The sequence below is a fragment of the Cupriavidus mimosae genome (genome assembly GCF_023952485.1).
Lineage (GTDB): Bacteria > Pseudomonadota > Gammaproteobacteria > Burkholderiales > Burkholderiaceae > Cupriavidus > Cupriavidus taiwanensis_C.
Window position 1 is genome coordinate 38,913 of the sequence record NZ_JALHRY010000020.1, and the last position, 23,082, is coordinate 61,994.

23 protein-coding genes are annotated in these 23,082 nt (G+C 68.9%); 10 read left to right on the forward strand and 13 right to left on the reverse strand.

Translation table 11 applies throughout. The features are described from left to right. Positions 1 to 9 precede the first annotated feature (9 nt). The 4 genes from MKD50_RS26900 to MKD50_RS26915 form a co-directional block, all read right to left on the reverse strand. Positions 10 to 747: an ABC transporter ATP-binding protein gene (locus tag MKD50_RS26900; RefSeq protein ID WP_252669427.1), complete on the reverse strand. Its 738-nt coding sequence runs from the start codon at positions 745 to 747 to the stop codon at positions 10 to 12. After that, the gene (locus MKD50_RS26905) at positions 744 to 1,517 is read right to left on the reverse strand and encodes an ABC transporter ATP-binding protein (RefSeq protein ID WP_240071813.1); all 774 of its coding nucleotides are present in this window, start codon (positions 1,515 to 1,517) and stop codon (positions 744 to 746) included. Before MKD50_RS26905 ends, MKD50_RS26900 begins: the two co-directional genes overlap by 4 nt. An 8-nt stretch (positions 1,518 to 1,525) precedes the next feature. Continuing rightward, entirely contained in the window at positions 1,526 to 2,743 is a 1,218-nt protein-coding gene (locus tag MKD50_RS26910) for an ABC transporter substrate-binding protein (RefSeq protein ID WP_252669428.1), read from the reverse strand. Between the two features lie 167 nt (positions 2,744 to 2,910). Continuing rightward, the gene (locus MKD50_RS26915) at positions 2,911 to 4,527 is read right to left on the reverse strand and encodes an MFS transporter (RefSeq protein ID WP_240071815.1); all 1,617 of its coding nucleotides are present in this window, start codon (positions 4,525 to 4,527) and stop codon (positions 2,911 to 2,913) included. Positions 4,528 to 4,984: 457 nt separating this feature from the next. Between MKD50_RS26915 and MKD50_RS26920 the strand changes: the two genes are divergently transcribed. The 8 genes from MKD50_RS26920 to MKD50_RS26955 all read left to right on the forward strand — a co-directional run bounded on the left by MKD50_RS26920 (position 4,985) and on the right by MKD50_RS26955 (position 13,789). After that, the gene (locus MKD50_RS26920; RefSeq protein ID WP_240071816.1) at positions 4,985 to 5,947 is read left to right on the forward strand and encodes an amidohydrolase family protein; all 963 of its coding nucleotides are present in this window, start codon (positions 4,985 to 4,987) and stop codon (positions 5,945 to 5,947) included. A 20-nt stretch (positions 5,948 to 5,967) separates the two neighbouring features. Continuing rightward, entirely contained in the window at positions 5,968 to 6,720 is a 753-nt protein-coding gene (locus MKD50_RS26925; RefSeq protein WP_252669430.1) for a maleate cis-trans isomerase family protein, read from the forward strand. 9 nt (positions 6,721 to 6,729) lie between these two features. Beyond that, complete coding sequence (locus MKD50_RS26930) at positions 6,730 to 7,596, forward strand: alpha/beta fold hydrolase (protein WP_252669432.1); 867 nt, start codon at positions 6,730 to 6,732, stop codon at positions 7,594 to 7,596. Continuing rightward, the gene (locus MKD50_RS26935; RefSeq protein WP_115699955.1) at positions 7,587 to 8,645 is read left to right on the forward strand and encodes a 2,5-dihydroxypyridine 5,6-dioxygenase NicX family protein; all 1,059 of its coding nucleotides are present in this window, start codon (positions 7,587 to 7,589) and stop codon (positions 8,643 to 8,645) included. The genes MKD50_RS26930 and MKD50_RS26935 overlap by 10 nt, the downstream gene beginning before the upstream one ends. Then, a complete protein-coding gene (locus MKD50_RS26940) occupies positions 8,645 to 9,271 on the forward strand; it encodes an N-carbamoylsarcosine amidohydrolase (protein WP_115699956.1) in 627 nt (208 codons plus the stop codon). The genes MKD50_RS26935 and MKD50_RS26940 overlap by 1 nt, the downstream gene beginning before the upstream one ends. 114 nt (positions 9,272 to 9,385) lie before the next feature. Next, a complete protein-coding gene (locus MKD50_RS26945) occupies positions 9,386 to 11,782 on the forward strand; it encodes a xanthine dehydrogenase family protein molybdopterin-binding subunit (protein ID WP_252669434.1) in 2,397 nt (798 codons plus the stop codon). A 3-nt stretch (positions 11,783 to 11,785) separates the two neighbouring features. Then, entirely contained in the window at positions 11,786 to 12,613 is an 828-nt protein-coding gene (locus MKD50_RS26950) for an FAD binding domain-containing protein (protein WP_252669436.1), read from the forward strand. A 9-nt stretch (positions 12,614 to 12,622) separates the two neighbouring features. Further along, the gene (locus MKD50_RS26955) at positions 12,623 to 13,789 is read left to right on the forward strand and encodes a xanthine dehydrogenase family Fe-S subunit (protein WP_252669438.1); all 1,167 of its coding nucleotides are present in this window, start codon (positions 12,623 to 12,625) and stop codon (positions 13,787 to 13,789) included. Positions 13,790 to 13,834: 45 nt separating this feature from the next. Here the strand turns inward: MKD50_RS26955 and MKD50_RS26960 are convergent, their stop codons facing one another. Further along, entirely contained in the window at positions 13,835 to 14,431 is a 597-nt protein-coding gene (locus MKD50_RS26960) for a helix-turn-helix domain-containing protein (RefSeq protein WP_115699960.1), read from the reverse strand. A gap of 128 nt (positions 14,432 to 14,559) precedes the next feature. On the opposite strand from MKD50_RS26960, the gene kbl reads away from it, so the two are divergent. Together kbl and MKD50_RS26970 are read left to right on the forward strand one after the other, a co-directional pair. Next, positions 14,560 to 15,762: a glycine C-acetyltransferase gene (gene kbl, locus MKD50_RS26965; RefSeq protein WP_240071823.1), complete on the forward strand. Its 1,203-nt coding sequence runs from the start codon at positions 14,560 to 14,562 to the stop codon at positions 15,760 to 15,762. Beyond that, on the forward strand, positions 15,759 to 16,715 hold the full coding sequence (locus tag MKD50_RS26970; protein WP_252669440.1) for an NAD-dependent epimerase/dehydratase family protein: 957 nt from the start codon (positions 15,759 to 15,761) through the stop codon (positions 16,713 to 16,715). Before kbl ends, MKD50_RS26970 begins: the two co-directional genes overlap by 4 nt. A gap of 4 nt (positions 16,716 to 16,719) precedes the next feature. Here MKD50_RS26970 and ccmI read toward each other — a convergent pair whose 3' ends face one another. The 8 genes from ccmI to ccmB are packed head-to-tail and all read right to left on the reverse strand — an operon-like array spanning position 16,720 to position 23,074. Beyond that, the gene (gene ccmI / locus MKD50_RS26975) at positions 16,720 to 17,937 is read right to left on the reverse strand and encodes a c-type cytochrome biogenesis protein CcmI (protein WP_240071824.1); all 1,218 of its coding nucleotides are present in this window, start codon (positions 17,935 to 17,937) and stop codon (positions 16,720 to 16,722) included. Next, on the reverse strand, positions 17,934 to 18,407 hold the full coding sequence (locus MKD50_RS26980) for a cytochrome c-type biogenesis protein (protein ID WP_305882095.1): 474 nt from the start codon (positions 18,405 to 18,407) through the stop codon (positions 17,934 to 17,936). Before MKD50_RS26980 ends, ccmI begins: the two co-directional genes overlap by 4 nt. Beyond that, positions 18,400 to 18,942, reverse strand: a complete 543-nt coding sequence (locus MKD50_RS26985) for a DsbE family thiol:disulfide interchange protein (RefSeq protein ID WP_252669441.1) — start codon at positions 18,940 to 18,942, stop codon at positions 18,400 to 18,402. The genes MKD50_RS26980 and MKD50_RS26985 overlap by 8 nt, the downstream gene beginning before the upstream one ends. Next, on the reverse strand, positions 18,939 to 20,969 hold the full coding sequence (locus MKD50_RS26990; RefSeq protein ID WP_252669443.1) for a heme lyase CcmF/NrfE family subunit: 2,031 nt from the start codon (positions 20,967 to 20,969) through the stop codon (positions 18,939 to 18,941). Before MKD50_RS26990 ends, MKD50_RS26985 begins: the two co-directional genes overlap by 4 nt. Continuing rightward, entirely contained in the window at positions 20,966 to 21,439 is a 474-nt protein-coding gene (ccmE, locus tag MKD50_RS26995; protein WP_115699967.1) for a cytochrome c maturation protein CcmE, read from the reverse strand. Before ccmE ends, MKD50_RS26990 begins: the two co-directional genes overlap by 4 nt. Next, positions 21,436 to 21,603 (reverse strand): heme exporter protein CcmD, encoded by a 168-nt coding sequence (gene ccmD / locus MKD50_RS27000; protein ID WP_252669445.1) that lies wholly within the window; start codon positions 21,601 to 21,603, stop codon positions 21,436 to 21,438. Before ccmD ends, ccmE begins: the two co-directional genes overlap by 4 nt. Further along, positions 21,600 to 22,400 (reverse strand): heme ABC transporter permease, encoded by an 801-nt coding sequence (locus MKD50_RS27005; RefSeq protein ID WP_115699968.1) that lies wholly within the window; start codon positions 22,398 to 22,400, stop codon positions 21,600 to 21,602. The genes ccmD and MKD50_RS27005 overlap by 4 nt, the downstream gene beginning before the upstream one ends. Then, positions 22,397 to 23,074 (reverse strand): heme exporter protein CcmB, encoded by a 678-nt coding sequence (ccmB, locus tag MKD50_RS27010; protein ID WP_371925396.1) that lies wholly within the window; start codon positions 23,072 to 23,074, stop codon positions 22,397 to 22,399. The genes MKD50_RS27005 and ccmB overlap by 4 nt, the downstream gene beginning before the upstream one ends. Between the last annotated feature and the right edge of the window lie 8 nt (positions 23,075 to 23,082).

Here is a 23,082-nt window from a genome sequence, read left to right on the forward strand (position 1 = left end):
AAGGTCTCCTTATACGCCCAGCAGGGCGTTAAGCGTGGACATCTTCCGTGCCAGCTCGCTGGCGGCGAAGGCCTCCACGATGCGGCCGTGCTCCATCACGAAGAAGCGGTCCGCCAGCGGCGCGGCGAAGCGGAAGTTCTGCTCCACCATGACGATGGTGTAGCCGCGCCGGCGCAGCGTGGCGATCATCTTTGCGAGCTTCTGCACGATCACCGGTGCCAGCCCTTCCGAGATCTCGTCGAGCAGCAGCACGCTGGCGCCGGTGCGCAGGATGCGCGCCACTGCCAGCATCTGCTGCTCGCCGCCCGACATGCGCGTGCCCTGGCTCTTGCGCCGCTCATGCAGGTTGGGGAACATCTCGTAGATCTCGGCGACGGACATGGGCTCGCGCAGACCCGTTGCGCCCGGCGCTGCCTCGAAGGCCGGCGGCAGCATCAGGTTCTCTTCGCACGACAGGCTGGCGAAAATGGCGCGCTCCTCCGGGCAGTAGCCAAGCCCCAGCGGCGCAATGCGGTGCGTCTTCATGCCGATCGTTTCCCGGCCGAATACGCGCACCGAGCCCTTGCGCGTGCCGGTCAGTCCCATGATGGCGCGCAGCGTGGTGGTGCGCCCGGCGCCGTTGCGGCCCAGCAGCGTGACCACTTCGCCCGGCTGGACCGCCAGGTCGACACCGTGCAGGATGTGCGATTCGCCGTACCAGGCATGCAGGCCCCGCAATTCCAGGGCCGGGGTGGCGGTTGCGGTCATGCGGCCTCCTGCTGGTCTTCGGTGGTTCCCATATAGGCTTCCTTCACCTGCGGATTGCGCGAGATCTCGTCATATGTGCCCTCGGCCAGCACGGCGCCGCGCTGCAGCACCGTAATGCGATCGACGATCGACGACACCACGCTCATGTTGTGCTCCACCATCAGCACGGTCCGCCCCGCCGACACGCGCTTGATCAGCGCGGTCACGGTCTCGACGTCCTCGTGGCCCATGCCCTGCGTGGGCTCGTCCAGCAGCATCAGTTCCGGATCGGTGGCGAGCGTGGTGGCCAGCTCGAGTGCGCGCTTGCGGCCATAGGCCAGCTCCGCCGTGCCAAGGTGCGCGAAGCCGGCCAAGCCCACCTCGTCCAGCAGTTCCATGGCGCGCGCGTCCAGCCGCGACAGCGAGCGCCTGCCGCGCCAGAAATGCCACGACGTTCCCAGCTTGCGCTGCAGCGCGATGCGCACGTTCTCCAGCACAGTGAGTTGCGGGAACACCGCGGAAATCTGGAACGAGCGGATCACGCCCATGCGGGCGATCTGCGCCGGGCGCAGCGCGGTGATATCGGCTCCGTTGAAATGGATGGAGCCGGACGACGGCGCGTGGAACTTGGTCAGCAGGTTGAAGCAGGTGGTCTTGCCGGCGCCGTTGGGGCCGATCAGCGCATGAATCGAGCCCCGCCGCACCGACAGGCTGACATCGCTGACGGCGGTAAAGCCCTTGAACGCCTTGGTCAGCCCCTGCGTGTGCAGGATCACGTCTTGCTCAGGCATTGGCGTGCTCACTTCTTGACCAGCGGGCATTCACTGGCGGAGAGCGGGCGGAAGGCCTCGTCGCCGGGAATGGTGCCGATGTACTTGACCAGGTCCCACGCGCCTTTCGATTCCGCCGGCGTCTTGGCCTGGGCCAGGTACATGTCGTGCACCATGCGGCCATCGATCCGGACCTTGCCATTGCGCACGAAGGCGTCGTTGACGGGCAGCGCGCGCATCTTGTCCGCCACCGCGGGGCCCTCGACGGTCCTGGCGGCTTCCACGGCCTTCAGGTAGTGCAGCACGCCGGAATAGACGCCGATCTGCCCGTGCGTGGGATACGCCTTGTGGCGCTTGTGGTAGCGCTCGACGAAGTCCTTCGACTTCGCGTCGAGGTCGAGCCTGAACGGGTCGACATAGGTCAGGCCCTGCGCGGCGGGCAGGCCCAGACTTTTGATATCGGTGATAAAGGTGGACGGCGTGATGACCGTCTGCCCCGCCTTGATCAGGCCGAACTCGCCGGCGGCCTTGACGCCATTAATCATGTCGTTGCCGGCGTTGGCCAGCACCACCACCTTGGCCTTGGAGGCCGACGCCGCGACCACCGGGCTGCTGAAGTCGCTGGCATTGAGCGGATGGCGCGTGCTGCCCACGTTCTTGCCGCCACCCGCATCCACGGCCTTGCGGAAATCGGCTTCCAGCGACTGGCCAAAGGCATAGTCCACGGTGATGTAGTACCAGCTGTTGCGGCCCTGGTCGATCAGGCGGCGGACCAGCGGATACGACACCGAGTAGGTGTCCCAGGCCCAATGGAACCCTGTGGGCGAACAGTTCTGGTTGGTCAGCGCCATGGCGCCGCCGGTGGAGACGATGTCGATCTTCTGCTTCTGGCGCGCCACTTCCTGCACCGCGAGTGCGGTCGACGAGTTGGGGAAGTCGATCACCATGTCGACGCCGTCGGTATCGAACCAGCGGCGCGCCAGAGACGAAGCGATATCGGCCTTGTTCTGGTGATCGGCGGACAGCACCGTGACGGGCTTGCCCAGCGCCTTGCCGCCGAACTCCTCGACGGCCATCTGGGCGGCGACGACCGAGCCCTTGCCGGACAGGTCTGCATAGGAGCCGGACATATCGGTGATGACGCCGATCTTCACGCCGCTGGCGTCGGCCAGGGCGGGCGTGGCCTGCGCCAGGCCGAGCAGGGCGGACGACGCGGCTAGGGTGCGTAGGATGCGAGAGGTGGACATTGGGGGCTCCAGGTTGTCTGCGCGAAGGGATGGAAGTTGGCGATGGCTGCATTGGCACGACGCGCGCGCCATCGCTGCGCACGCGCCGGGCAGTAAATCAGTATGCTGAAGGTTGGCGGATAGAAAGGGGCGAACCGCGTCGCCCCGCAATGCGCTGGCGGTCGCGATCAGGAAGACAGGTCGCGCCCGCGCGTCTCAGGCACGAACGCCATGCCGATGACGAAGGCAAGTCCGGCAATGACCACCGGGTACCACAGGCCGAAGTACAAGTCGCCGCTGGACACGTTCATCGCCGTCACCACGAACGACAGCATGCCGCCGACCCAGCCCGCACCAAGGTGGAAGGGCAGCGACAGCGAGGTGTAGCGCACTCGGGCCGGGAACAGCTCGACCATGAAGGCGGCCATCGGCCCATAGACCATGGCCAGGAACAGGATCGGCACCAGCAGCAGCATGAACACCATCGGCGTATTCATCCTGGCGGGATCGGCGCGCTCCGGCCAGCCGGCCTCGACCAGTGCCGTCTTGATGGCGGTGCGGTCAAAACCCTGCAGCGTGCGCGCGCCGATCCGGATTTCCGCGCGGGCCGGGTCGCTGGCCGGCACGAAGGTGTAGCCCACGCCCAGGTCGGTCAGGTAGCCGCGGATCTTGTCGCAGGCCGACACCGGTTCGCCGAACAGGCGTGCCTTGCAGTCGCCCGCGGTCACTTGCACCGTGCCTTGCCGCTGGAACTGCTCCAGGGCGGGATTGGCGTAGTGGGTCAGCCCCTTGAACACCGGCTGGGTGCAGAGCGCAGCCAGCAGGCAGGCGGCCATCATGATGTACTTGCGGCCGATGCGGTCCGACAGCCAGCCGAAGAACAGGTAGCAAGGCGTCGCCACCACCAGGGCGATCGCGATCAGCTTGTGCACGGTTTCGATCGGCACGTGCAGCGTCTTGTTGAGGAAGAACATGCTGTAGAAGTGGCCGGTGCCAAAGATCGCGCCGAGTCCGGCGGCCACCACGAACAGCAGCAGCACCGACTTCAGGTTCTTCCACCGCGTGAAGCTCTCGCGGATGGGGGACTTCGAGGTGGCATTGCCAGCCTTCATGCGTGCGAACACCGGCGACTCATGCAGCTTGCCGCGGATATAGACCGAGATCACCAGCATCACCAGCGACACGATGAACGGGATGCGCCAGCCCCACGCGCGGAATTCCGCTTCGGTCAGGAAGGTCTTGAGCAGGTAGACCACGAACAGCGAGGACAGCAGCCCCAGCGTGGCGGTGGTCTGCAGCGAGCTGGTGTAGAGACCGCGCTTGCCTGCCGGCGAATGCTCGGCGACGTACGTGACCGCGCCGCCCACTTCGCCGCCCAGCGCGAGGCCTTGCAGCAGTCGCAGCAGCACCAGCAGCACCGTGGCGGTGATGCCGATCTGCTCGTATGTCGGCAGGACGCCGACGCCCACCGTGGCCACGCCCATCAGCAGTATGGTGACAAGGAAGGTGTACTTGCGGCCGATCCGGTCGCCCAGGCGCCCGAACACCAGCGCGCCCACCGGCCGGATCAGGAAGCCGGCGCCGAAGGTGGCCAGGCTGGCCAGAAAGGCGGCGGTTTCATTGCCCGGCGGAAAGAACAGTGCGCCGAAATACACCGCCAGCGCCGCGTAGATGTAAAAGTCGTACCACTCCATCAGGGCGCCGAAGGATGAGGCAAGGATGACCTTGCGTTCTTCGGCGGTCATGCCGGAGGCCGGGGCACTCGTCTCGGCGCGCGTCTTGGCGCGGGTCAGGCTGATCGTCATGGCGGGGGCTCCTTTTGGTCAGGCCGTATGTCTCTATTGTTTATTTGCTTCCCGGAGGTGCCGGCCCCGGGGGGCGCGGGTCATTCCTGACCCGGCACTGTGCGGTGCCGCATCCTGCCGGTGCATCAGTCAGTATGCTGATGACAAGCGCAGTATGCTGAGCAAAATGCGGGCCATAGCCGGCGCCCGCCTGAGGCATTGCGAAAGCGCCGGAAAGCCCGATTTAAATGGTTGTTTCATATCATCAGCATACTGATCATCTGGGGCCAGTGTAATGAGCGGTTCCGGCCATCGTTATAGGTGTTAACCCTCCGCGCGGCTTCTGGACTTTTGAAAATCCGCTCACTAGAATCCGAAAACTAATCAGTGTACTGAGTAATCGGCGAGGCGACGCATCAGCGCACGCGGGACAAAGCTCGGCACGCACCGATTCCATCCATCAGGAGCCCCCACCAGCATGACTTACGTGAAGAAGATCGCCCTGGAAGAGCATTTCATGACCCCCGGCTTCCAGGCTTATTCCAAAGGGTTCACGCAGCATATCGATCCGGCGGTGTTCGCCGAGCTTGGTCGCCGTCTTGCCGACTTCGACGAAGAGCGGCTTGCCGAGATGGATCGGTGCGGGATCGACATCACCGTGCTGTCGCAAACCGGACCCGGCGTGCAGGGCGAAGCCGATCCCGGACTGGCGCTGACCCGGGCGCGCCACAGCAATGACTTCCTGGCGGCGCAGATCGCCCGCCATCCGACGCGCTATGCCGGCTTTGCCGCGTTGCCGATGCACGATCCAGGGCAGGCCGCTGCCGAACTGGAGCGTGCCGTGCTGCAGCTCGGCTTCAAGGGCTCGCTGGTAAACGGCCATACACATGGTCGCTATTACGACGCCCCGGCGTATGACGCGCTCTGGGAACGCATGCAGGCGCTGGACGTGCCGATGTACCTGCATCCGACCGATGCCTTCGTGTCGCCGCAAGTGCTCGCCGGCCATCCGGAGTTGGCCGGAGCCGCGTGGGGGTGGGGCGTAGAAACCGCTTCACACGCGCTGCGGCTGTTGTTCAGCGGCGTGTTCGACCGCTTCCCGCGCCTGAAGCTGATCCTCGGCCATATGGGCGAAGGCCTGCCTTACCAGCGCTGGCGCTTCGACAGCCGTTTTGCGGTCTATTCGCATGGAGTCAGGCTGGAGCGCGCGCCGTCCGAGTACATCGGCAGCAATATCGTCATCACCACCTCGGGCGTGTGTTCGCATGGCGCGCTGATGGGCGCCATTGCTGAACTGGGACCGGAGGCGGTGATGTTCTCCGTCGACTATCCCTATGAATCCACCGAAGTGGCCGCGCGGTTCATCGACAGCGCGCCGCTTGACGACACCACGCGCGCGCTGGTCTGCCACGGCAACGCGCAACGCCTGCTCAAGCTCTGATTGCACAACCTGGAAACCCCATGCAAAAAGTCTTTCGTATCGGCCAGATCGTCCCCAGCTCGAACACGACGATGGAAACCGAAATCCCCGCCATGCTGATGGCGCGCCAGCCGATCCGCCCGGAACGCTTCACCTTCCATTCAAGCCGCATGCGGATGAAGAAGGTGGTCAAGGAAGAACTCGCGGCAATGGATGCCGAGTCCGACCGCTGCGCGGTGGAGCTGAGCGATGCCCGCGTCGACGTGCTCGGCTATGCCTGCCTGGTCGCGATCATGGCGATGGGCCATGGCTACCACCGGCAGTCCGAGCAGCGCCTGAAGGCGCACACCACGGCCAACGGCGGCGACGCCCCTGTCATCACCAGTGCCGGCGCGCTGGTGGACGCGCTCAAGGTGATGGGCGCGAAGCGCATCGCAGTGGTCGCGCCCTATATGAAGCCGCTGACCGAACTTGTCGTGGACTACATCCGCAACGAGGGCTATGAAGTCGTGGACTACCGCGCGCTGGAAATCCCCGACAACCTGGAAGTCGGCCGCCACGATCCCGCGCGCCTGCCCGGTATCGTGGCGCAGATGAACACGCGGGATGCCGACGTGATCGTGCTGTCTGCCTGCGTGCAGATGCCGTCGTTGCCGGCCGTGGCGAAGGTCGAGGCGATGACCGGCAAGCCGGTGCTTACCGCCGCCATCGCCACCACCTACGCCATGCTCCGTGCACTGGACCTGGAGCCGGTCGTGCCGGGCGCTGGTGCGCTGCTGTCCGGCGCCTACTGAGGAGCGGCCATGAGTACGTTCCAGTACGGCGGCCACGTGCACGCCAACGGCATCCGGCAGCATTACCTGCGCTACGGCGGCAATGACGGCGAGCGTGCAGCGCGCGACGCCGTTGTTATCGTGCCCGGCATCACCAGCCCTGCGATCACCTGGGGCTTTGTGGGCGAGCATTTCGGCTCGCGCTTCGATACCTACATCCTCGACGTGCGCGGCCGCGGGCTGTCGTCGGCGGAGCGGGAGCTCGACTATGGCCTCGATGCACAGGCGCGCGACGTCGTGTCCTTTGCCGAAGCGCTTGGCCTGTCGCGCTACAGCGTGGTCGGCCATTCGATGGGCGCACGGATCGGCCTGCGTGCCGCGGCAGGAAAGCCAGGCGGGCTGGCGCGGCTGGTGATGATCGATCCGCCCGTGTCGGGCCCCAGGCGTCGCCCGTATCCAGCGCAGCTGCCGTGGTACGTCGATTCGATCCGGCTGTCCCGGGAAGGCACCGACCTGGAAGGCATGCGCCGCTTCTGCCCGACATGGTCCGACGAGCAACTGCGCCTGCGCGCCGAATGGCTGCACACCTGCAATGAGGACGCGGTGGTGCGCAGCTTCGAGGACTTCCACCGTGACGACATCCACGCCGACATGCCGCGGGTCGGGGTGCCCACGCTGTTGATGACGGCAGGGCGCGGCGACGTGGTGCGGCCCGAAGACGTCGCGGAGATCCGCACGCTGCTGCCCGGCGTGCTGGTCAGCCACGTGGCCAATGCCGGCCACATGATCCCGTGGGACGACGAAGCGGGCTTTTACGCGGCGCTGGGGGATTTCCTCGGCGCGCCGCTGGCGCAATCGCCGGCGCAATCAGCGAGCAAGGAGCCGACATGCCGGTAAGTGACCACCTGATGATCGAGGCCTGGCGCAAGGTGCTGCGGCTGTCCCGGCTGGAGCCGGGACAGACCGTCACCATCCTGACCAGTGCCGCCACCCACCCGCAGACGCTGTCCACCGCGCTCACCGCCACGCAGTCGATGGGTGCTATCGTCAACCGGCTGGACCTCCCGCCCGTCAATGGCGAGAAAGCGCTGAGCCGCGATGCGCTGGCCTACCTCGGCACCACGCCGCTGACCGGCAACGCTGCCGCCATCGCCGCGCTGAAGGCGAGCGACCTGGTGCTGGACCTGATGACGCTGCTGTTCTCACCCGAGCAGCACGAGATCCTGCAGGGCGGCACCAAAATCCTGCTCGCCGTCGAGCCGCCCGAGGTGCTGGCGCGCATGGTGCCCTGCGAGGCCGATCGCGAACGCGTGAAGGCGGCGTCTCAGCGGCTGGCAAGCGCGAACGAAATGCACGTCGTCTCGCCCGCCGGCACCGACCTGCGCTGCCCGCTGGGTGAGTTCCCTGCCATCAGCGAGTACGGATTTGTCGACGAGCCCGGGCGCTGGGACCACTGGCCCAGCGGCTTCGCGCTGACCTGGCCGAACGAAGGCGCCGCGCACGGCACCATCGTGCTGGACAGGGGCGACATCCTGCTGCCGCAGAAGGCTTACGTCACCGAGCCGATCCGGCTGACAATCGAATCCGGCTTTGCGACGCGCATCGAAGGCGGGCTCCATGCCGAGCTGCTGAGCGAGTACATGGCATCGTTCAACGACCCGGAAGCGTACGCGATCTCGCATATCGGCTGGGGGCTGCAGCCGCGCGCGCACTGGTCGACGCTGGGCCTGTACGACCGCGAAGCCACCATCGGCATGGATGCGCGCGCGTTCGAGGGCAACTTCCTGTTCTCGCTCGGCCCGAACAACGAGGCCGGCGGCCATCGCACCACGGCCTGCCATATCGACATCCCGGTGCGCCGCTGCACCGTGCGCCTGGACGGCGTCGACGTGGTGGTTGCCGGCAAGGTGACCGACGGCTTTCGCTACCCGGAGGACAAGTCGTGATGCACAAGGAAATCGGCGCATACCAGCGCCAGGGCTTCGGCAATGCGCTGGAGCTGGCTGGGCCCTTCGGGCTGCTGATCGTGGACTTCGTCAACGGCTTTGCCGATCCGGCGGTGTTCGGCGGCGGCAATATCCGCGAGGCCATTGCCAGTACCGTGCCGCTGCTCGCGGTGGCGCGGCGTGAAGCCTGGCCGGTCGCGCACAGCCGCATCGTCTATGCCGACGATGGCGCCGACCACAACGTCTTCTCGATGAAGGTGCCGAACATGCTGACGCTGAAGGAGCATGCCTTCAACAGCGCCATCGTGGCGGAACTGGCGCCACAGCCGGGCGAACTGGTGGTGCGCAAGACGGTGCCGTCGGCGTTCTTCGGCACGTCGCTGGCGGCGTGGCTGACCCAGCGCGGCGTGCGCACGCTGCTGGTGGCTGGCGCCGTGACCAGCGGCTGCGTGCGGGCCAGCGTGGTCGATGCGATGCAGTACGGCTTCCGCCCGCTGGTGCTGTCCGACTGCGTGGGCGACCGCGCGCTGGGGCCGCATGAGGCCAACCTGTTCGACATGGCGCAGAAGTACGCAACCGTCGCCACCCGGGCTGAGGGGCTTGCCGCCATCGGCGTGCGGGAATAGGCGCCTGTAGGGCGCGATGCGGTAAAGCCGCAATTGACAGGGCCGCCCGCATTTTCATAGGATTTTGGTCAGTATGCTGAATAAACCACGCTTATCATCGGAAGGGACAGGGCCATGACATCGTCGATGGAACCGGATCATCCGGAAAGCCCGCGCGGCCAGGGGGTCGGCGCCCGCGTGGCGCGCAAGGAGGACGCGCGGCACCTGCACGGCAAAGGCCGCTTTGTCGCGGACATTGCCATGCCGGACCTGCAGGAAGTGGCGTTCCTGCGCAGCCCGGTCGCGCACGCGCGGCTGCTGTCGGTGACCAAGCCGTCCCGTCATGCCGCCGCGGTGATCGTGCGCGAAGACATGGCGGCGGCCGCCGACATCGTCGCCGACTCGGCCTTCCCGTCCTACCAGCCTTCGGCGCAGCCGCCGCTGGCGAGCGGCAAGGTGCGCTTCGTCGGCGAGCCGGTGGCAATGGCGTTCGCACCCACGCGCGCCGAGGCCGAAGACATCGCCGAGCAGGTTGCCGTGTCGTTCGACGAACTGCCCCCGCTGGCGGACGTGACACAGGCGCGCCAGCTTGCCGGCGAGGTGCGCGTGCACGAGCACTGGCGCGACAACACCTTCCTGGCGCTGACCGCCGACAAGAACTTCGAGGCGCGCCAGCGCGAGGCCACGGTCGTGGTGCGCCGCCAGATCGACCTGGCGCGGCAGTGCATGGTGCCGATGGAAGGCAAGGCGGTGCTGGCCTACTGGGACCACCAGTTCGACCAGCTGGTGGTTTACAGCGCGACGCAGGTGCCGCACATGATCCGCACGATCCTGGCGCACTGCCTGGGGCTGGAGCAGGAGCGCGTGCGCGTGATCTCGCCCGACGTGGGCGGCGCCTTCGGCTACAAGTGCGTGCTGCAGCAGGAAGAGCTGTGCGTCGCCTGGCTGGCGCTGACCTACAAGCGCCCGTTCCGCTTTATCGAGGACCGGCGCGAGCACCTGACCGCAGGTGCCAACTCGCGTGAGCACCACTATGATTTGACCGCGTATGCCGACGCGCGCGGCCGCCTGCTGGCGCTCGATGCGAAGATCGTGATCGATGGCGGCGCCTATTCGGTGTGGCCGTTCACCATCGGGCTGGAGCCCGGGCAGGCGATCGGCAACCTGCCGGGGCCGTACGCCTTTGACGGCTACCGCTGCGAAACCACTTGCGTGGCGACGAACAAGCCGGGCTTCGTACCCTATCGCGGCGTGGCGCGCACCGGCGTCTGCTTTGCGATGGAACTGATGATCGACGCCATCGCCCGCGAGGTGGGACGCGAACCGTGGGAGGTGCGCTGTGAAAACCTGGTGCCGCCCGATGCCATGCCTTATGTCAACGTCACCAACAAGCATTTCGACGGCGGCGATTACCCGGCCAGCGTACGCAAGGCCATGGAGATGATCGGCCTGCCCGCGATCCGCGCGCGCCAGAAGGCGGGCCCGCGGGGCAACACCTATGTCGGCGTGGGTTTCGGCACCTACACCGAGCAATCGGCGCACGGCACCTCGGTGTTCGCCGCGTGGGGCACGCCGGTGATTCCGGGCTTCGATTCGGCGACGGTACGCATCACGCCGGACGGCGGGCTGGAGGTGCGCGTGGGCGTCCATTCGCACGGGCAGGGCATGGAGACCACCTTCGCGCAGATCGCCAACGAGATCCTTGGCATCGATATCGCGCGGATCAAGGTCGTGCACGGCGACACCGGACTGACGCCGTTCTCGACGGGAACGTATGCGTCACGCTCGCTGGTGATGTCCGGCGGCGCGGTGTCGCGCGCGTGCAAGGCGCTGCTGCCCCGCCTGCTGAAGATCGGCGCGCACATGCTCGGCCAGCCGCAGGATGCTGCAGGGTTCCGGGATGGCGCCGTCAGGGCCGGGGATGCGGGCGCCGCCAACATCGCGCGCATCGCCGACGCCTGGTACATCAACCCGCACCTGTTGCCACCGGACGTCGACCCGCAGGGGCTGGAAGTCACGATGGGCTTCAAGCCAGCCGTCGATACCGGCAGCTTCACCTATGCCACGCATGCGGTGGCGGTGGAGGTCGATATCGATTCCGGCCACGTCGAGATTCTTGACTACGTCGTGGTGGAGGACTGCGGCACCATGATCAACCCGATGGTGGTCGAAGGGCAGACCTACGGCGGCGTGGCGCAGGGCATCGGCACCGCGATGTTCGAAGCGATGCATTACGACGGCAACGGCCAGCCGCTGGCGTCGACGCTGGCGGACTACATGCTGCCGGGGCCGACCGAGATCCCGTCGATCCGCATCCATCATTTCGAGACGCCGTCACCGCATACGGAGTTCGGCGCCAAGGGCATGGGCGAGGGCGGGGCGATCGCGCCGCCGGCGGCGATCTTCAATGCCGTCAACGACGCGTTGCGCGATTTCGGCGTCGAGCTGAAGGAGACGCCGCTGACACCGCGCACGATCCTGGAAGCGCTGGATGCGGCCGAGGCCGATGCGCATAACCGGAAGGCAGCCTGACCGATGAAAGCCGTTGCATTCTGCTACCACGCGCCCGGCTCGCTGCCGGAAGCGCTGTCCCGCCTGGGCGCGGGCACCGATGTCTCCAAGGCCATGGGCGGCGGGCAATCGCTCGGGCCGATGCTGAACCTGCGTCTGACCCGGCCCGATACGGTGGTCGACGTGTCGGCGCTGAGCGAACTGCGCGACGTGACCGCGACCGCCGACGGCATCCGCATCGGCGCCTGCGTGACCCACGCTCAGATCGAGGACGGCGTGTTCGAGCCGCTGCGCGGCACCATGCTGCAGGCCGTTGCCGGCGGCATCGCCTACCGGGCGATCCGCAACCGCGGGACCGTAGGCGGCAGCCTCGCGCATGCGGATCCCGCGGCCGATTGGATAGTGGCCATGACCGCCTTGGGTGCGCACATCGAGATCGCGTCTGCCGCTGGCACGCGCGACGTGCCGATGGAGTCGTTCATGCTCGGCGCCTACACCACGGTACTGGCCGACGGCGAGCTGATCGCGGCGGTGCGGGTGCCGCCGAAGACCGCGCACACCCGCTGGGGCTACCAGAAGCTGTGCCGCAAGACCGGCGAGTTTGCCGAGGCCAGTTGCGCCGCATACTTCGACGCCAGCCGCCGCTTCGCCCGCATCGTGCTCGGCGCGCTGGACGGCCCGCCCATGGTGCTGCCCGGCCTGACGCGCGCCGTCGCGGCGCAGGGTGCGGCCGCGCTGACTGCCGATGCCGTCGCCGAAGCCGTCGCGCAAGCCGCGCCGGGCAAGGATGCCATCGACCGCAAGCTGTACCGAACCGTCGTGACGCGCTGCGTCGCGCAACTGCTGAACTGAGGAGCGCCCGTGCAGACCATCGAATTCACCGTCAACGGCCGCCGGGTGTCCGGCACGTGCGCGGACCGGACGCATCTGGGCGACTACCTGCGCGACACGCATCGCCTGACCGGCACCCACCTTGGCTGCGAGCACGGCGTGTGCGGCGCCTGCACCGTGCTGGTCGACGACAAGCCGGTGCGCTCGTGCATCACCTTTGCCGCCGCCTGCCAGGACGCCGACATCGTCACGGTGGAGGGCTACGAGGACGACGCGGTCATGGCCGACCTGCGCGCCGCCTTCAACCGGCACCATGCGCTGCAGTGCGGCTACTGCACGCCAGGGATGCTGGCCACCGCGCGCGATATCGTGCTGCGCCTGCCCGACGCCGACGAAGCCACCATCCGGCATGAGCTGTCGGGCAACCTGTGCCGCTGCACCGGCTACATGGGCATCGTCGCCGCCATCCGTTCGGTGCTGGACGCGCGCCGCGCGGCCGCCGGCGTGATCGCGCGGCATGCCGGCGCGGCAGCCGCGCCGCTGCCGTTCGCGGGCTTCACGGTTGCCGACGAGGCGCTCGGCACGCAGCCGCACCTGGCTGCAGCAGGCAGCGCCGAGCCGGAGCGCTCGGCCGACCGCAAGGGCTGGTCGCGCATCGAAGGCGGCTTTACCGTGCCTTATGCGCAGGACGAGGTATGGGCCTTCATGGCGGACCTGCCGGCCGTGGCGGGCTGCCTGCCCGGTGCGGTGCTGACGGAAATGGCCGGCGAGAAGGTCAAGGGCCATATCGCCATCAAGTTCGGCCCCATGTCGGCAAGGTTCGAAGGCGCCGCGCGCCTGCAGCGCGATGACGCGAACAAGCGTGGCGTGCTGAAGGGGGCGGGACAGGACTCGCTCAGCAATTCCAAGGCTGCGGGCGATATCGCCTACCAGCTCAGGGCCTTGTCGGCCGGCGAGACCGAAGTCGCGGTCGACCTGCAGTATTCGCTGCAAGGGCCGCTCGCGCAGTTCTCGCGCTCGGGGCTGGTGCGAGACTTCGTGCGGCGGATGATCGCCGACTTCGGCAGGTCGGTGTCGCGCAGGATGGATCCGACGCTGAGCGAGGCCGAGCGCAACCAGATCGCGCGGCTGAATCCGGTGGCGATGTTCTTCGGCGTGCTGTGGGAGCGCGTGCGGCGCCTGTTCGGCCCGCGCTGAACCACCTTGGCCGGTAAGGCGGGGAGCGCGGGCTCCTTGCCCGCCTTACCCCGGATGCACTACAACCAGTAGTGCGGTGGCCGTGGTCTTGCCACCATTGGAGATCGCATGTGCGACATCGGCCGCATAGCGCGCGGTCTCGCCGTGCCGCAGCTTCTTTTCATCGGCGCCCGCGCGCACCGTCATCGATCCGCTCAGCACCGACAGGTGCTCCTGGGTGCCGGCCTCGTGCGGCTCGGAGGCCAGTACGCCGCCGGCCTGGATCGTCAGCTCATACCACTCGAAGCGCCCGGCGAGATCGATCGGGCCCAGGATGCGCAGATCGCAGCGCGTGTCCGGGCTCTTCAGCGACGGGATCGCGTGCGGCTGGACCACGGTGATGCCGCCGCCGGGACGCTCGGCGGCGCCGCCGGCGAGGAAGTCGGTCAGGCTCACGCCGAGCGCATTGGCCAGGCGCCACAGCACCGCCACGGTCGGATTGGCCAGGTTGCGTTCGATCTGCGACAGCATCGACTTGGAAACCCCCGCGCGGCGCGACAGTTCGTCGAGCGACAGCCGTTGCTGCTGGCGCAGCGCCTGCAGCGCCATGCCGACGGCGGGCGGGCCGTCGGCCGGCTGGGTCTGGAGCAGGGCTTGCGTCATGGAATGATGTTCGTTATATTGCGCAAAACGTTCGATATACAGAACGCGTTCGATTTATCGATCGGATCGTAGCACATCCGCCAGCACACCAATCGACCGATCCACCATCCAGACCCAGGAGCCAAGCCATGCCGAATGCCCAGGCGTTCTATGCGTCCATCCGCGACGAGCTGCAATCCATCCGCGACGCCGGGCTGTACAAGAACGAGCGCGTGATTGCCACCCCGCAAGGCGCGCGCGTGCGCACCAGCGATGGCCGCGAGGTGATCAACCTGTGCGCCAACAATTACCTGGGCCTGTCGTCGCATCCGCGCGTGATCGAGGCCGCGCACGAGGCGCTGCGCACGCACGGCTTCGGCCTCAGCTCGGTGCGCTTCATCTGCGGCACGCAGGACCTGCACAAGACGCTCGAGGCCCGCCTGTCGAGCTTCCTCGGCACCGAGGACACCATCCTCTACGGCTCGGCCTTCGACGCCAATGGCGGCCTGTTCGAAACGCTGCTGGGGGCGGAAGACGCGGTCATCAGCGATGCGCTCAACCACGCCTCGATCATCGACGGCATCCGCCTGTCCAAGGCGCGGCGCTACCGCTACCAGCACAACGACATGGAAGACCTGCGCGCGCAGCTGGAACAGGCCCGCGCCGACGGCGCGCGCTACACGCTGGTGTTCTCCGACGGCGTGTTTTCGATGGACGGCACCGTCGCGCGCCTGGACCAGATGCGTGCGCTGTGCGACGAGTACGGGGCGCTGCTGGGCATCGACGAATGCCATGCCACCGGCTTCATGGGCCAGCGCGGCCGCGGCACGCACGAGGCGCGCGGCGTGTTCGGCAAGATCGATATCATCACCGGCACGCTCGGCAAGGCGCTGGGCGGCGCGTCGGGAGGCTTCACCAGCGCGCGCAAGGAAGTGGTGGCGCTGCTGCGCCAGCGCTCGCGGCCGTATCTGTTCTCGAACACGGTGGCGCCGGCGATCGTGGGCGCGTCGATCGCGGTGCTCGATATCCTCGAAGGCAGCACCGAGCTGCGCGACCGGCTCGAGCGCAACACCAGGTTCTTCCGCGCCGGGCTGGACCGGCTGGGCTTCGACGTCAAGGCCGGCGAGCACCCCATCATCCCGATCATGGTCTACGACGCCGACAAGGCGCAGCAGCTGGCGCAACGGCTGCTGGAGCTGGGCGTGTATGTGGTGGGCTTCTTCTACCCGGTGGTGCCCAAGGGGCAGGCGCGCATCCGCGTGCAGATGAGCGCGCTGCATGACGAGACCACGCTGCAGGCGGCGCTCGACGCTTTCAGCCAGGCCGGCCGCGAACTGGGGCTGATCCGATGACCGACGGCACGCCCAGGATCCTGATCGTCGGCGCCAACGGGCAGATCGGCTCCGAGCTGGCACTGGCGCTGGCCGAGCGCTACGGCCGCGGCAGCGTCATTACCTCCGACGTGGTGCCGACCGGCCGCCACGTGCACATCACGCACGAGATGCTCAACGCCACCGACCGCGGCGAACTCGCCACCGTGGTCGAGCGCCATGGCATCACGCAGGTCTACCTGCTGGCGGCGGCGCTGTCAGCCACCGGCGAAAAGGCGCCGCAGTGGGCGTGGAACCTCAACATGACGAGCCTGCTCAACGTGCTGGAACTGGCGCGGCAGACCGGACTGGAGCGCGTGTTCTGGCCCAGCTCGATCGCGGCGTTCGGCCCGACTACGCCAGCCGTGGAGACGCCGCAGAAGACCGTGATGGAGCCGACCACCGTCTATGGCATCTCCAAGCAGGCGGGCGAGGGCTGGTGCCGCTGGTATCACGCCAACCATGGCGTCGACGTGCGCAGCGTGCGCTATCCCGGCCTGATCTCGCACAAGACCCCGCCCGGCGGCGGCACCACCGACTATGCCGTCGATATCTTCCATGCGGCGGTGAAGGGCGAGCCCTACACCTGCTTCCTGCGCGAGGACGAGGCCCTGCCGATGATGTATATGCCCGATGCCATCCGCGCCACCATCGAACTGATGGAAGCGCCGGCGGCGCAGTTGACCGAGCGCGGCAGCTACAACATCGCCGGCATGAGCTTTACCCCGGCACAGATCGCCGCGGCCATCCGCGAGCAGGTGCCGGGATACCAGATCCGCTACGAGCCGGACTATCGCCAGGCGATCGCGCAGGGCTGGCCTGATTCGATCGACGATACGGTCGCGCGCGCGGACTGGGGCTGGCGGGCGCAGTACGGGCTCCGCGAGATGGTGGCCGACATGCTGGCCAGCCTGCGCGCGACCCTGCCGGCCTGAGCCGCTACGGCGCCGGGTTGCCTTCGATCCTGCCGTCGATGGCAATGCGGATGCCTTCGGTCCCGACCGCCACCGGCCCGGTGCGCCCGACCAGGTCGCCTGTCTTCGGCACAGCGCTGCCGCTGGCGGAGATCCGCGCTTCCAGCATCACCTGCTGTTGTCCCGAAAGCCGATGGTCGGGGCGCATCGCCATGGCATCGTCCAGCGTGAACGACAGCGGCAGGTCGCGTGCCGTGCGCCGCAGCACCGCCAGCGGCATGCGCGAGCCGTCCACCGGCAGCGCATAGACGAACAGCGTGTCGCCCGCTTGCGGCGCGCGCCCGGCCTGCTCGCTCAGCGTCACCATGCCGGTGATGGCCGCGGCCGGCGCCGCCTCAGCGGTGCCGCGCGCGGCCGCGAGGTTGGCGGCGATGCGCGCCGCGGTCTGCGAATCCGCCGGCAGCAGCCGGTACAGGTGTTCCCAGTAGCCGATCGCCGCCTGCCGGTCGCCGCGCTCCGTCGCCGCGCTGGCGGCGAGCGCCAGGCCCTTGGGGTCGTCGGGATCGAGCACCAGCGCCTGGCGCACCTGCGCCATCGGCGCGCCGTCCAGCACGCCGCCGTTCAGCGTGGCCAGCACGTCGGCGTAATCGGAGCGCAGCGCCGCCACTTCCGGCGCCAGCTCGACCGCGCGCGCGTAGGCGGCCGCGGCATCCGCATGGCGCTCCAGCACGCTGTACGAACGCGCCAGCATGGACCAGCCCTGCGCATCGCCGGGCGCTTCGCGCAAACGCTGCGCGAGCTGGTTCACCATGCCCTCGACCTGCGCGCCGCTCAACTGGTGCTCGCTGCCGCTGGCCGCGGGCAGGTCGTCGGCGCGCCACAGCGCCACCGGGTTGCCCAGATGCAGGTAGAGCAGGATGGCGGCGCTGGGCAACGCGGCCAGCAGCACTGCGGCGAGCAGCGGCGAGGGCCCCGCGCCGACCGGCGTGGTGGCGCTCCCGGCGGCCTCGTCCAGCAGCCGGCGGCCCAGTTCATCGCGGGCTTCGGCATGGCGCGCCGCGCTCAGGGTGCCGGCGTGCAGGTCGCGGTCGAGTTCGCGCGACTGGTCGTGGTAGAGGTCGACCAGCAGCGCGCGCTCGAGCGTGGCGGGATCGGACTGCGCGCGGCGGCGCAACAGCGGCCAGAGCAGGCACAGGGTGGCCGCGGCGATCAGCGCCGCGGCCAGCAGCCAGAAGGTGGTCATGGCGGGCGGCGCTCCGTGGTCGAGGCATTCAGCAAGTCCGCAAGCTGGCGCTGCGCGGTGGCGTCCAGCGGCGCCTCGGCCGGGGTGCCGGTGGGGGGGTTGCGCGAGCGCGCCCGCACGATCGCGGCCACGGCCGCGGCCAGCAGCAGCAACGGCCCGAACCACAGCAGCCAGGTCAGCGGCCGCAGCGGCGGCTGGTACAGCACGAAGTCGCCGTAGCGCTGCACCAGGTAATCCTTGATGGCGGCGTCGCTGGCGCCATCACGCAGCTGCGCGCGGATCTGTCGGCGCAGGTCCACCGCCAGCTCGGCATTGGAGTCGGCCAGGGTCTGGTTCTGGCAGACCAGGCAGCGCAGTTCGCCGGAGAGCGCATGCACGCGCGCATCGAGCTCGGCTTCGCTCAGCGCCGCCGCGTGCATCGTCACGCCGCAGAGCGTTACGGCGAGCAAGCAGCGCGCGTGGCTACGCATGGCCATCTCCCTGCCGCTGCAGTTGCTCGATCAGCGGGACCAGCTTGCGCTCCAGCACCTCGCGCGTGACCGGCCCGACCTGGCGGTAGCGCACCACGCCATGCTGGTCGATGACGAAGGTCTCCGGCACGCCGTAGACGCCGTAGTCGATGCCGACCCGGCCATCGGCGTCGACCAGCGACGCGGCATAGGGATCGCCCAGCCGCCGCAGCCAGTCGCGCGCGGCGCCAGCCTCGTCCTTGTAGTTGAGACCGTACAACGGCACCGGCGCGCGCGCGGCAAAGTCCACCAGCAGCGGATGCTCGGTGCGGCAGGCGGCGCACCACGAGGCCCATACGTTGAGCAGCCAGACCTTGCCGCGCAGGTCGGCGCTGGCGAGCGTGCGGCCTTCGGGCGCCAGCAGCGGCAGGTGGAACGCTGGCGCGGCCTTGCCCACCAGCGGCGACGGCAGCTCGCGCGGATCGTGGCGCAGGCCTGCGGCCAGCGCCACGGCGAGGGCGAGGAAGGCGGCCAGTGGCAGCAGGAAGCGCGTCATGCCGGGGTCTCCTCGCGGACCGAGCTCAGTGCCGGCACCGCCGGTGCATCGGCAGGGGCCGGTGCGTTGAGCGGGCCGGCGGCGCGGCGCCGCAGCCGGTAGCGCTTGTCGCAGACCGCCAGCAGGCCGCCCAGCGCCATCAGCACGCAGCCGGCCCAGATCCAGCCGACAAAGGGCTTGACGTGGATGCGCACGGCCCAGGCGCTGCCGTCGGCGTCGTTGCCGACATGCTCGCCCAGCGCCACGTAGAGGTCGCGCGTCGCGCCGCTGTCGATCGCCGCCTCGGTGGTGGGCATGTCCTGGCTGCGGTAGATGCGGCGCTCGGGATGGAGCACCGCCACGCGCCGGCCGTCGCGCGAGGCCACCAGCGTGCCGCGCAACGCGTCGTAATTGGGGCCGCCGGCTTGCGTCACGCCGGCAAAGCGGAAGTCGTAACCGCCCACGCTGACGCTGTCGCCGGCGCGCATCGGCAGCTCGCGCAGGCTTTCCTGGCCGGACACCAGCGTCACGCCGGCGATAAAGACGCCCACGCCGGCGTGCGCCAGCAGCATGCCCCAGTAGCCGGGCGTAAACTGGCGCAGCCCCGCCAGCCGGCGGCCGCGCTGGTGCTGCAGCCGCGCCGCTACGCTAGCCACTGCGCTCAGCACGCTCCAGGCCGCCAGCAGCAGCCCCAGCCCGCTCAGCGCCGAGGCATTGCGCAGCGCCAGCAGCAGCCCCGCGCCGAGCGCGGCGCTGGCAACCGCGGCCCAGCGTAGCCGGCGCGCCATGCCGGGCAGGTCGCCGTGGCGCCAGCGCGCCAGCGGCGCCGCGCCCATCAGCAGCACCGCGGGCGCCATCAAGGGCACGAACACCTGCTCGAAATAGGCCGGACCGACCGAGATCTTGCCCAGTCCGAGCACATCGACCAGCAGCGGGTAGAGCGTGCCCAGCAGCACCGTGGCGGCGGCCACCGCCAGCAGCACGTTGTTGGCCAGCAGCATCGACTCGCGCGACACCGCCGCAAACTCCACGCGGCGCGCCAGCGCCGGCGCGCGCCAGGCATACAGCGCCAGCGCCAGCCCGGTCACCAGCCCCAGCAGCGCCAGGATGAAAATGCCGCGCTTCGGGTCCACGGCGAAGGCGTGGACCGAGGTCAGCACGCCCGAGCGGACCAGGAAGGTGCCGAGCAGGCTCAGCGAGAAGGTGAAGATCGCCAGCAGCACGGTCCACGCGCGAAACGCGCCGCGCTTTTCGGTGACCGCCAGCGAATGCATCAGCGCGGTGCCGGCCAGCCAGGGCATGAACGAGGCGTTCTCGACCGGGTCCCAGAACCACCAGCCGCCCCAGCCCAGCTCGTAGTAGGCCCAGGCGCTGCCGAGCATGATGCCCAGCGTCAGGAAGGTCCAAGCCACCGTGGTCCACGGCCGCGACCAGCGCGCCCAGGCCGCGTCGACACGCCCGGCCAGCAGCGCCGCCACGGCAAAGGCAAAGGTCACCGAGAAGCCGACGTAGCCCATGTACAGCAGCGGCGGGTGGAACACCATGCCGGGATCCTGCAGCAGCGGGTTGAGGTCGCGGCCCTCCATCGCCGGCGGCAGCAACCGCACGAACGGGTTGGAGGCAAACAGCAGGAACGCCAGGAAGCCGGCGCTGATCGCGCCCATCACCGCCAGCACGCGGGCCACCGCGGCCAGCGGCAACTGCCGGCTCCATACCGACACCGCCAGCGACCACAGCGCCAGCATCAGCGTCCACAGCAGCATCGAGCCCTCGTGTCCGCCCCACACCGCGGCGATGCGGTAGGCCAGCGGCAGTGCGCTGTTGGCGTTGGCGGCGACGTAGCGCACGCTGAAGTCGTGGTCGACGAAAGACCAGGTCAGCGCGGCAAACGACAGTGCCACCAGCCCGCATTGCACGCGCGCGGCGGGGCGCGCCAGCGCCATCCATGCGAGCCGGCCGCGCGCCGCGCCGGCCAGCGGCACCACCGCCTGCACCAGCGCCACCAGCAGCGCGACGATCAGCGTGAAGTGGCCCAGTTCGGCGATCACCGGCGCACCTCCTGCGTGGCCTTGGTGCCGGCCACGCGCGGGTTCGCCTGACCGGCCTGCTTCAATGCATCGGCGGCCTCGGGCGGCATGTAGTTTTCGTCGTGCTTGGCCAGCACCTCGCTGGCGATGAAAGTGCCGTCCGCGCGCAGCTGGCCGCGCGCGACCACGCCCTTGCCTTCGCGGAACAGGTCGGGCAGCAGGCCGCGATACTGCACTGGCACCTCGCGCGCGGTATCGGTCACGACGAAGCGCACCGTCATGCCGTCGCCCTCGCGCCGGATCGACCCTGGCGCGACCAGTCCGCCCAGCCGGAAGCTGCGCGCCACCGGCGCCTCTTGCGCGGCGACCTGGCTCGGGCTGAAGAAGAACACCAGGTTGGCGCGGAAGGCATTGAGCACCAGCGCCGCCGCGATGCCGCAGCAGGCCATGCCCGCGGCCAGCAGCCCGAGGCGGCGCTGGCGCGGCGTCATCGCTCGGCTTCCCGATCCCGCTGCCGGCGCGTGGCCCGGCTGCGGCGCGCCAGCAGCGCCAGCTCCAGCCCCAGCAGCAGCGCACTCACGCCGAACGCACCGGCGATGAAGGTGCCGTGGCGCCCATCGGTCAGCAGCGCGGGCAGCATAGAGGCCAGGGTCATGCGCGGTCTCCGTCAGCCATGGCCGGGCCGTGCGGCACCTCGCCATGTTCGCGCAGGATGCAGCGCACGCGCACCAGCGCCACCGCCACCGTGTACAGCCAGCACGCCAGCGTCATCAGCAGCATGCCGGCCAGCATGGTGGCGGCCATCGACGGCGCCGCGGTCAGGCTGACCGAGGCCCCCTGGTGCAGCGTGTTCCACCACTGCACCGAGAAATAGATCACCGGTATGTTGACCACACCCACCAGCGCGAGCACCGCGCAGGCGCGCTCCGCGCGGCGCGGCTCGTCGATGGCGGCTTCCAGCGCGATAAAGCCCAGGTACAGGAACAGCAGGATCAGCTCGGAGGTGAGCCGCGCGTCCCACACCCACCACGTGCCCCAGGTGGGCTGGCCCCACAGCGCGCCGGTCCACAGCGCCAGCACGGTGAAGAGCGCGCCGGTCGGCGCCAGCGCCGACGCCATCATCGACGACAGCCGCGTGCGCAGCACCAGCGCCAGCGCGCAGTAGCCCGCCATGACCAGGTAGATCAACATCGACATCCATGCCGCCGGCACATGGATGAAGATGATGCGGTAGACCTCGCCCTGCTGCGCGTCGGTGGGCGCGACGCCGAAGCCGACATACAAGCCGGCGAGCGCGAATGCCGCCGCCGTGGCGAAGCACCACGGTGCCATGCGTCCGGCCAGCGGATAAAAGCGCACCGGCGCGGCATAGGCCAGCCAGCCGAGGCGTGCGCGCGCCTGTGGCGGGATGCGCCGTGGCGCGGATGGCACGGATGGCAGCGGCTGGCTCATGCCGGGGTCTCCATGGCAATGCGCAGGCCGGCGGCGGCGGCCAGCGGGCACAGGAACAGCGACAACGCCAGGCACGCGCCCAGCAGCGAGAACTGCGCCGTCACGTCGAGCCCGGCATCGGCGGCAGCCGCGGCGCCGGCGCCGAACACCAGCACCGGCACGCACAGCGGCAGCACCAGGATGCACAGCAGCACCGCGCCGCCGCGCAGGCCCAGCGTCAGCGCCGCGCCCACTGCGCCGATCAGGCTCAGCGCCGGCGTGCCGACCAGCAGCGATGCGGCCAGCAATAGCGTGGTGCCAAACGGCAACCCGTATTGCTGCGCCAGCAGCGGCGTCAGCACCAGCAGCGGCAGCCCGCTGGTGAGCCAGTGCGCGGCGATCTTGGCCAGCACCAGCAGCGCCAGCGGATGCGGTGACAGCAGCAGCTGGTCCAGGCTGCCGTCGGCATGCTCCTGCGCGAACAGGCGCGACAGCGACAGCATCGAGGCCAGCAGCGCCGTCACCCACAGGATGCCCGGCGCCAGCGCGCGCAGCTGCTGCGGCTCCGGCCCGAGCGCCAGCGGGAACAGGCTCGCGGCCATGACAAAGAACACCACGCCGCCGAGCATGCTGCCGCGCCGCCGCCACGACAGCGAGACATCGTGCGCGACGATGGCGGCGAAGGTGCCCGGCATGCCGGTCA

Excerpts from the sequence above, each read along its gene's own strand:
- MKD50_RS26920 (WP_240071816.1), top strand. The coding sequence starts at position 4,985 with ATGACTTACGTGAAGAAGATCGCCCTGGAAGAGCATTTCATGACCCCC.
- MKD50_RS26915 (WP_240071815.1), bottom strand. The coding sequence starts at position 4,527 with ATGACGATCAGCCTGACCCGCGCCAAGACGCGCGCCGAGACGAGTGCC.
- ccmD (WP_252669445.1), bottom strand. The coding sequence starts at position 21,603 with ATGACCCTGGCCTCTATGCTGCCCGCGCTGCTGACCGATGGGCGCCAC.
- MKD50_RS26925 (WP_252669430.1), top strand. The coding sequence starts at position 5,968 with ATGCAAAAAGTCTTTCGTATCGGCCAGATCGTCCCCAGCTCGAACACG.
- MKD50_RS26910 (WP_252669428.1), bottom strand. The coding sequence starts at position 2,743 with ATGTCCACCTCTCGCATCCTACGCACCCTAGCCGCGTCGTCCGCCCTG.
- MKD50_RS26950 (WP_252669436.1), top strand. The coding sequence starts at position 11,786 with ATGAAAGCCGTTGCATTCTGCTACCACGCGCCCGGCTCGCTGCCGGAA.
- ccmB (WP_371925396.1), bottom strand. The coding sequence starts at position 23,074 with ATGCCGGGCACCTTCGCCGCCATCGTCGCGCACGATGTCTCGCTGTCG.
- MKD50_RS26960 (WP_115699960.1), bottom strand. The coding sequence starts at position 14,431 with ATGACGCAAGCCCTGCTCCAGACCCAGCCGGCCGACGGCCCGCCCGCC.
- MKD50_RS26970 (WP_252669440.1), top strand. The coding sequence starts at position 15,759 with ATGACCGACGGCACGCCCAGGATCCTGATCGTCGGCGCCAACGGGCAG.
- MKD50_RS26905 (WP_240071813.1), bottom strand. The coding sequence starts at position 1,517 with ATGCCTGAGCAAGACGTGATCCTGCACACGCAGGGGCTGACCAAGGCG.
- MKD50_RS26945 (WP_252669434.1), top strand. The coding sequence starts at position 9,386 with ATGACATCGTCGATGGAACCGGATCATCCGGAAAGCCCGCGCGGCCAG.
- MKD50_RS26930 (WP_252669432.1), top strand. The coding sequence starts at position 6,730 with ATGAGTACGTTCCAGTACGGCGGCCACGTGCACGCCAACGGCATCCGG.
- kbl (WP_240071823.1), top strand. The coding sequence starts at position 14,560 with ATGCCGAATGCCCAGGCGTTCTATGCGTCCATCCGCGACGAGCTGCAA.
- MKD50_RS26980 (WP_305882095.1), bottom strand. The coding sequence starts at position 18,407 with ATGCGTAGCCACGCGCGCTGCTTGCTCGCCGTAACGCTCTGCGGCGTG.
- MKD50_RS27005 (WP_115699968.1), bottom strand. The coding sequence starts at position 22,400 with ATGAGCCAGCCGCTGCCATCCGTGCCATCCGCGCCACGGCGCATCCCG.
- MKD50_RS26935 (WP_115699955.1), top strand. The coding sequence starts at position 7,587 with ATGCCGGTAAGTGACCACCTGATGATCGAGGCCTGGCGCAAGGTGCTG.
- MKD50_RS26940 (WP_115699956.1), top strand. The coding sequence starts at position 8,645 with ATGCACAAGGAAATCGGCGCATACCAGCGCCAGGGCTTCGGCAATGCG.
- MKD50_RS26985 (WP_252669441.1), bottom strand. The coding sequence starts at position 18,942 with ATGACGCGCTTCCTGCTGCCACTGGCCGCCTTCCTCGCCCTCGCCGTG.
- ccmE (WP_115699967.1), bottom strand. The coding sequence starts at position 21,439 with ATGACGCCGCGCCAGCGCCGCCTCGGGCTGCTGGCCGCGGGCATGGCC.
- MKD50_RS26900 (WP_252669427.1), bottom strand. The coding sequence starts at position 747 with ATGACCGCAACCGCCACCCCGGCCCTGGAATTGCGGGGCCTGCATGCC.
- ccmI (WP_240071824.1), bottom strand. The coding sequence starts at position 17,937 with ATGACCACCTTCTGGCTGCTGGCCGCGGCGCTGATCGCCGCGGCCACC.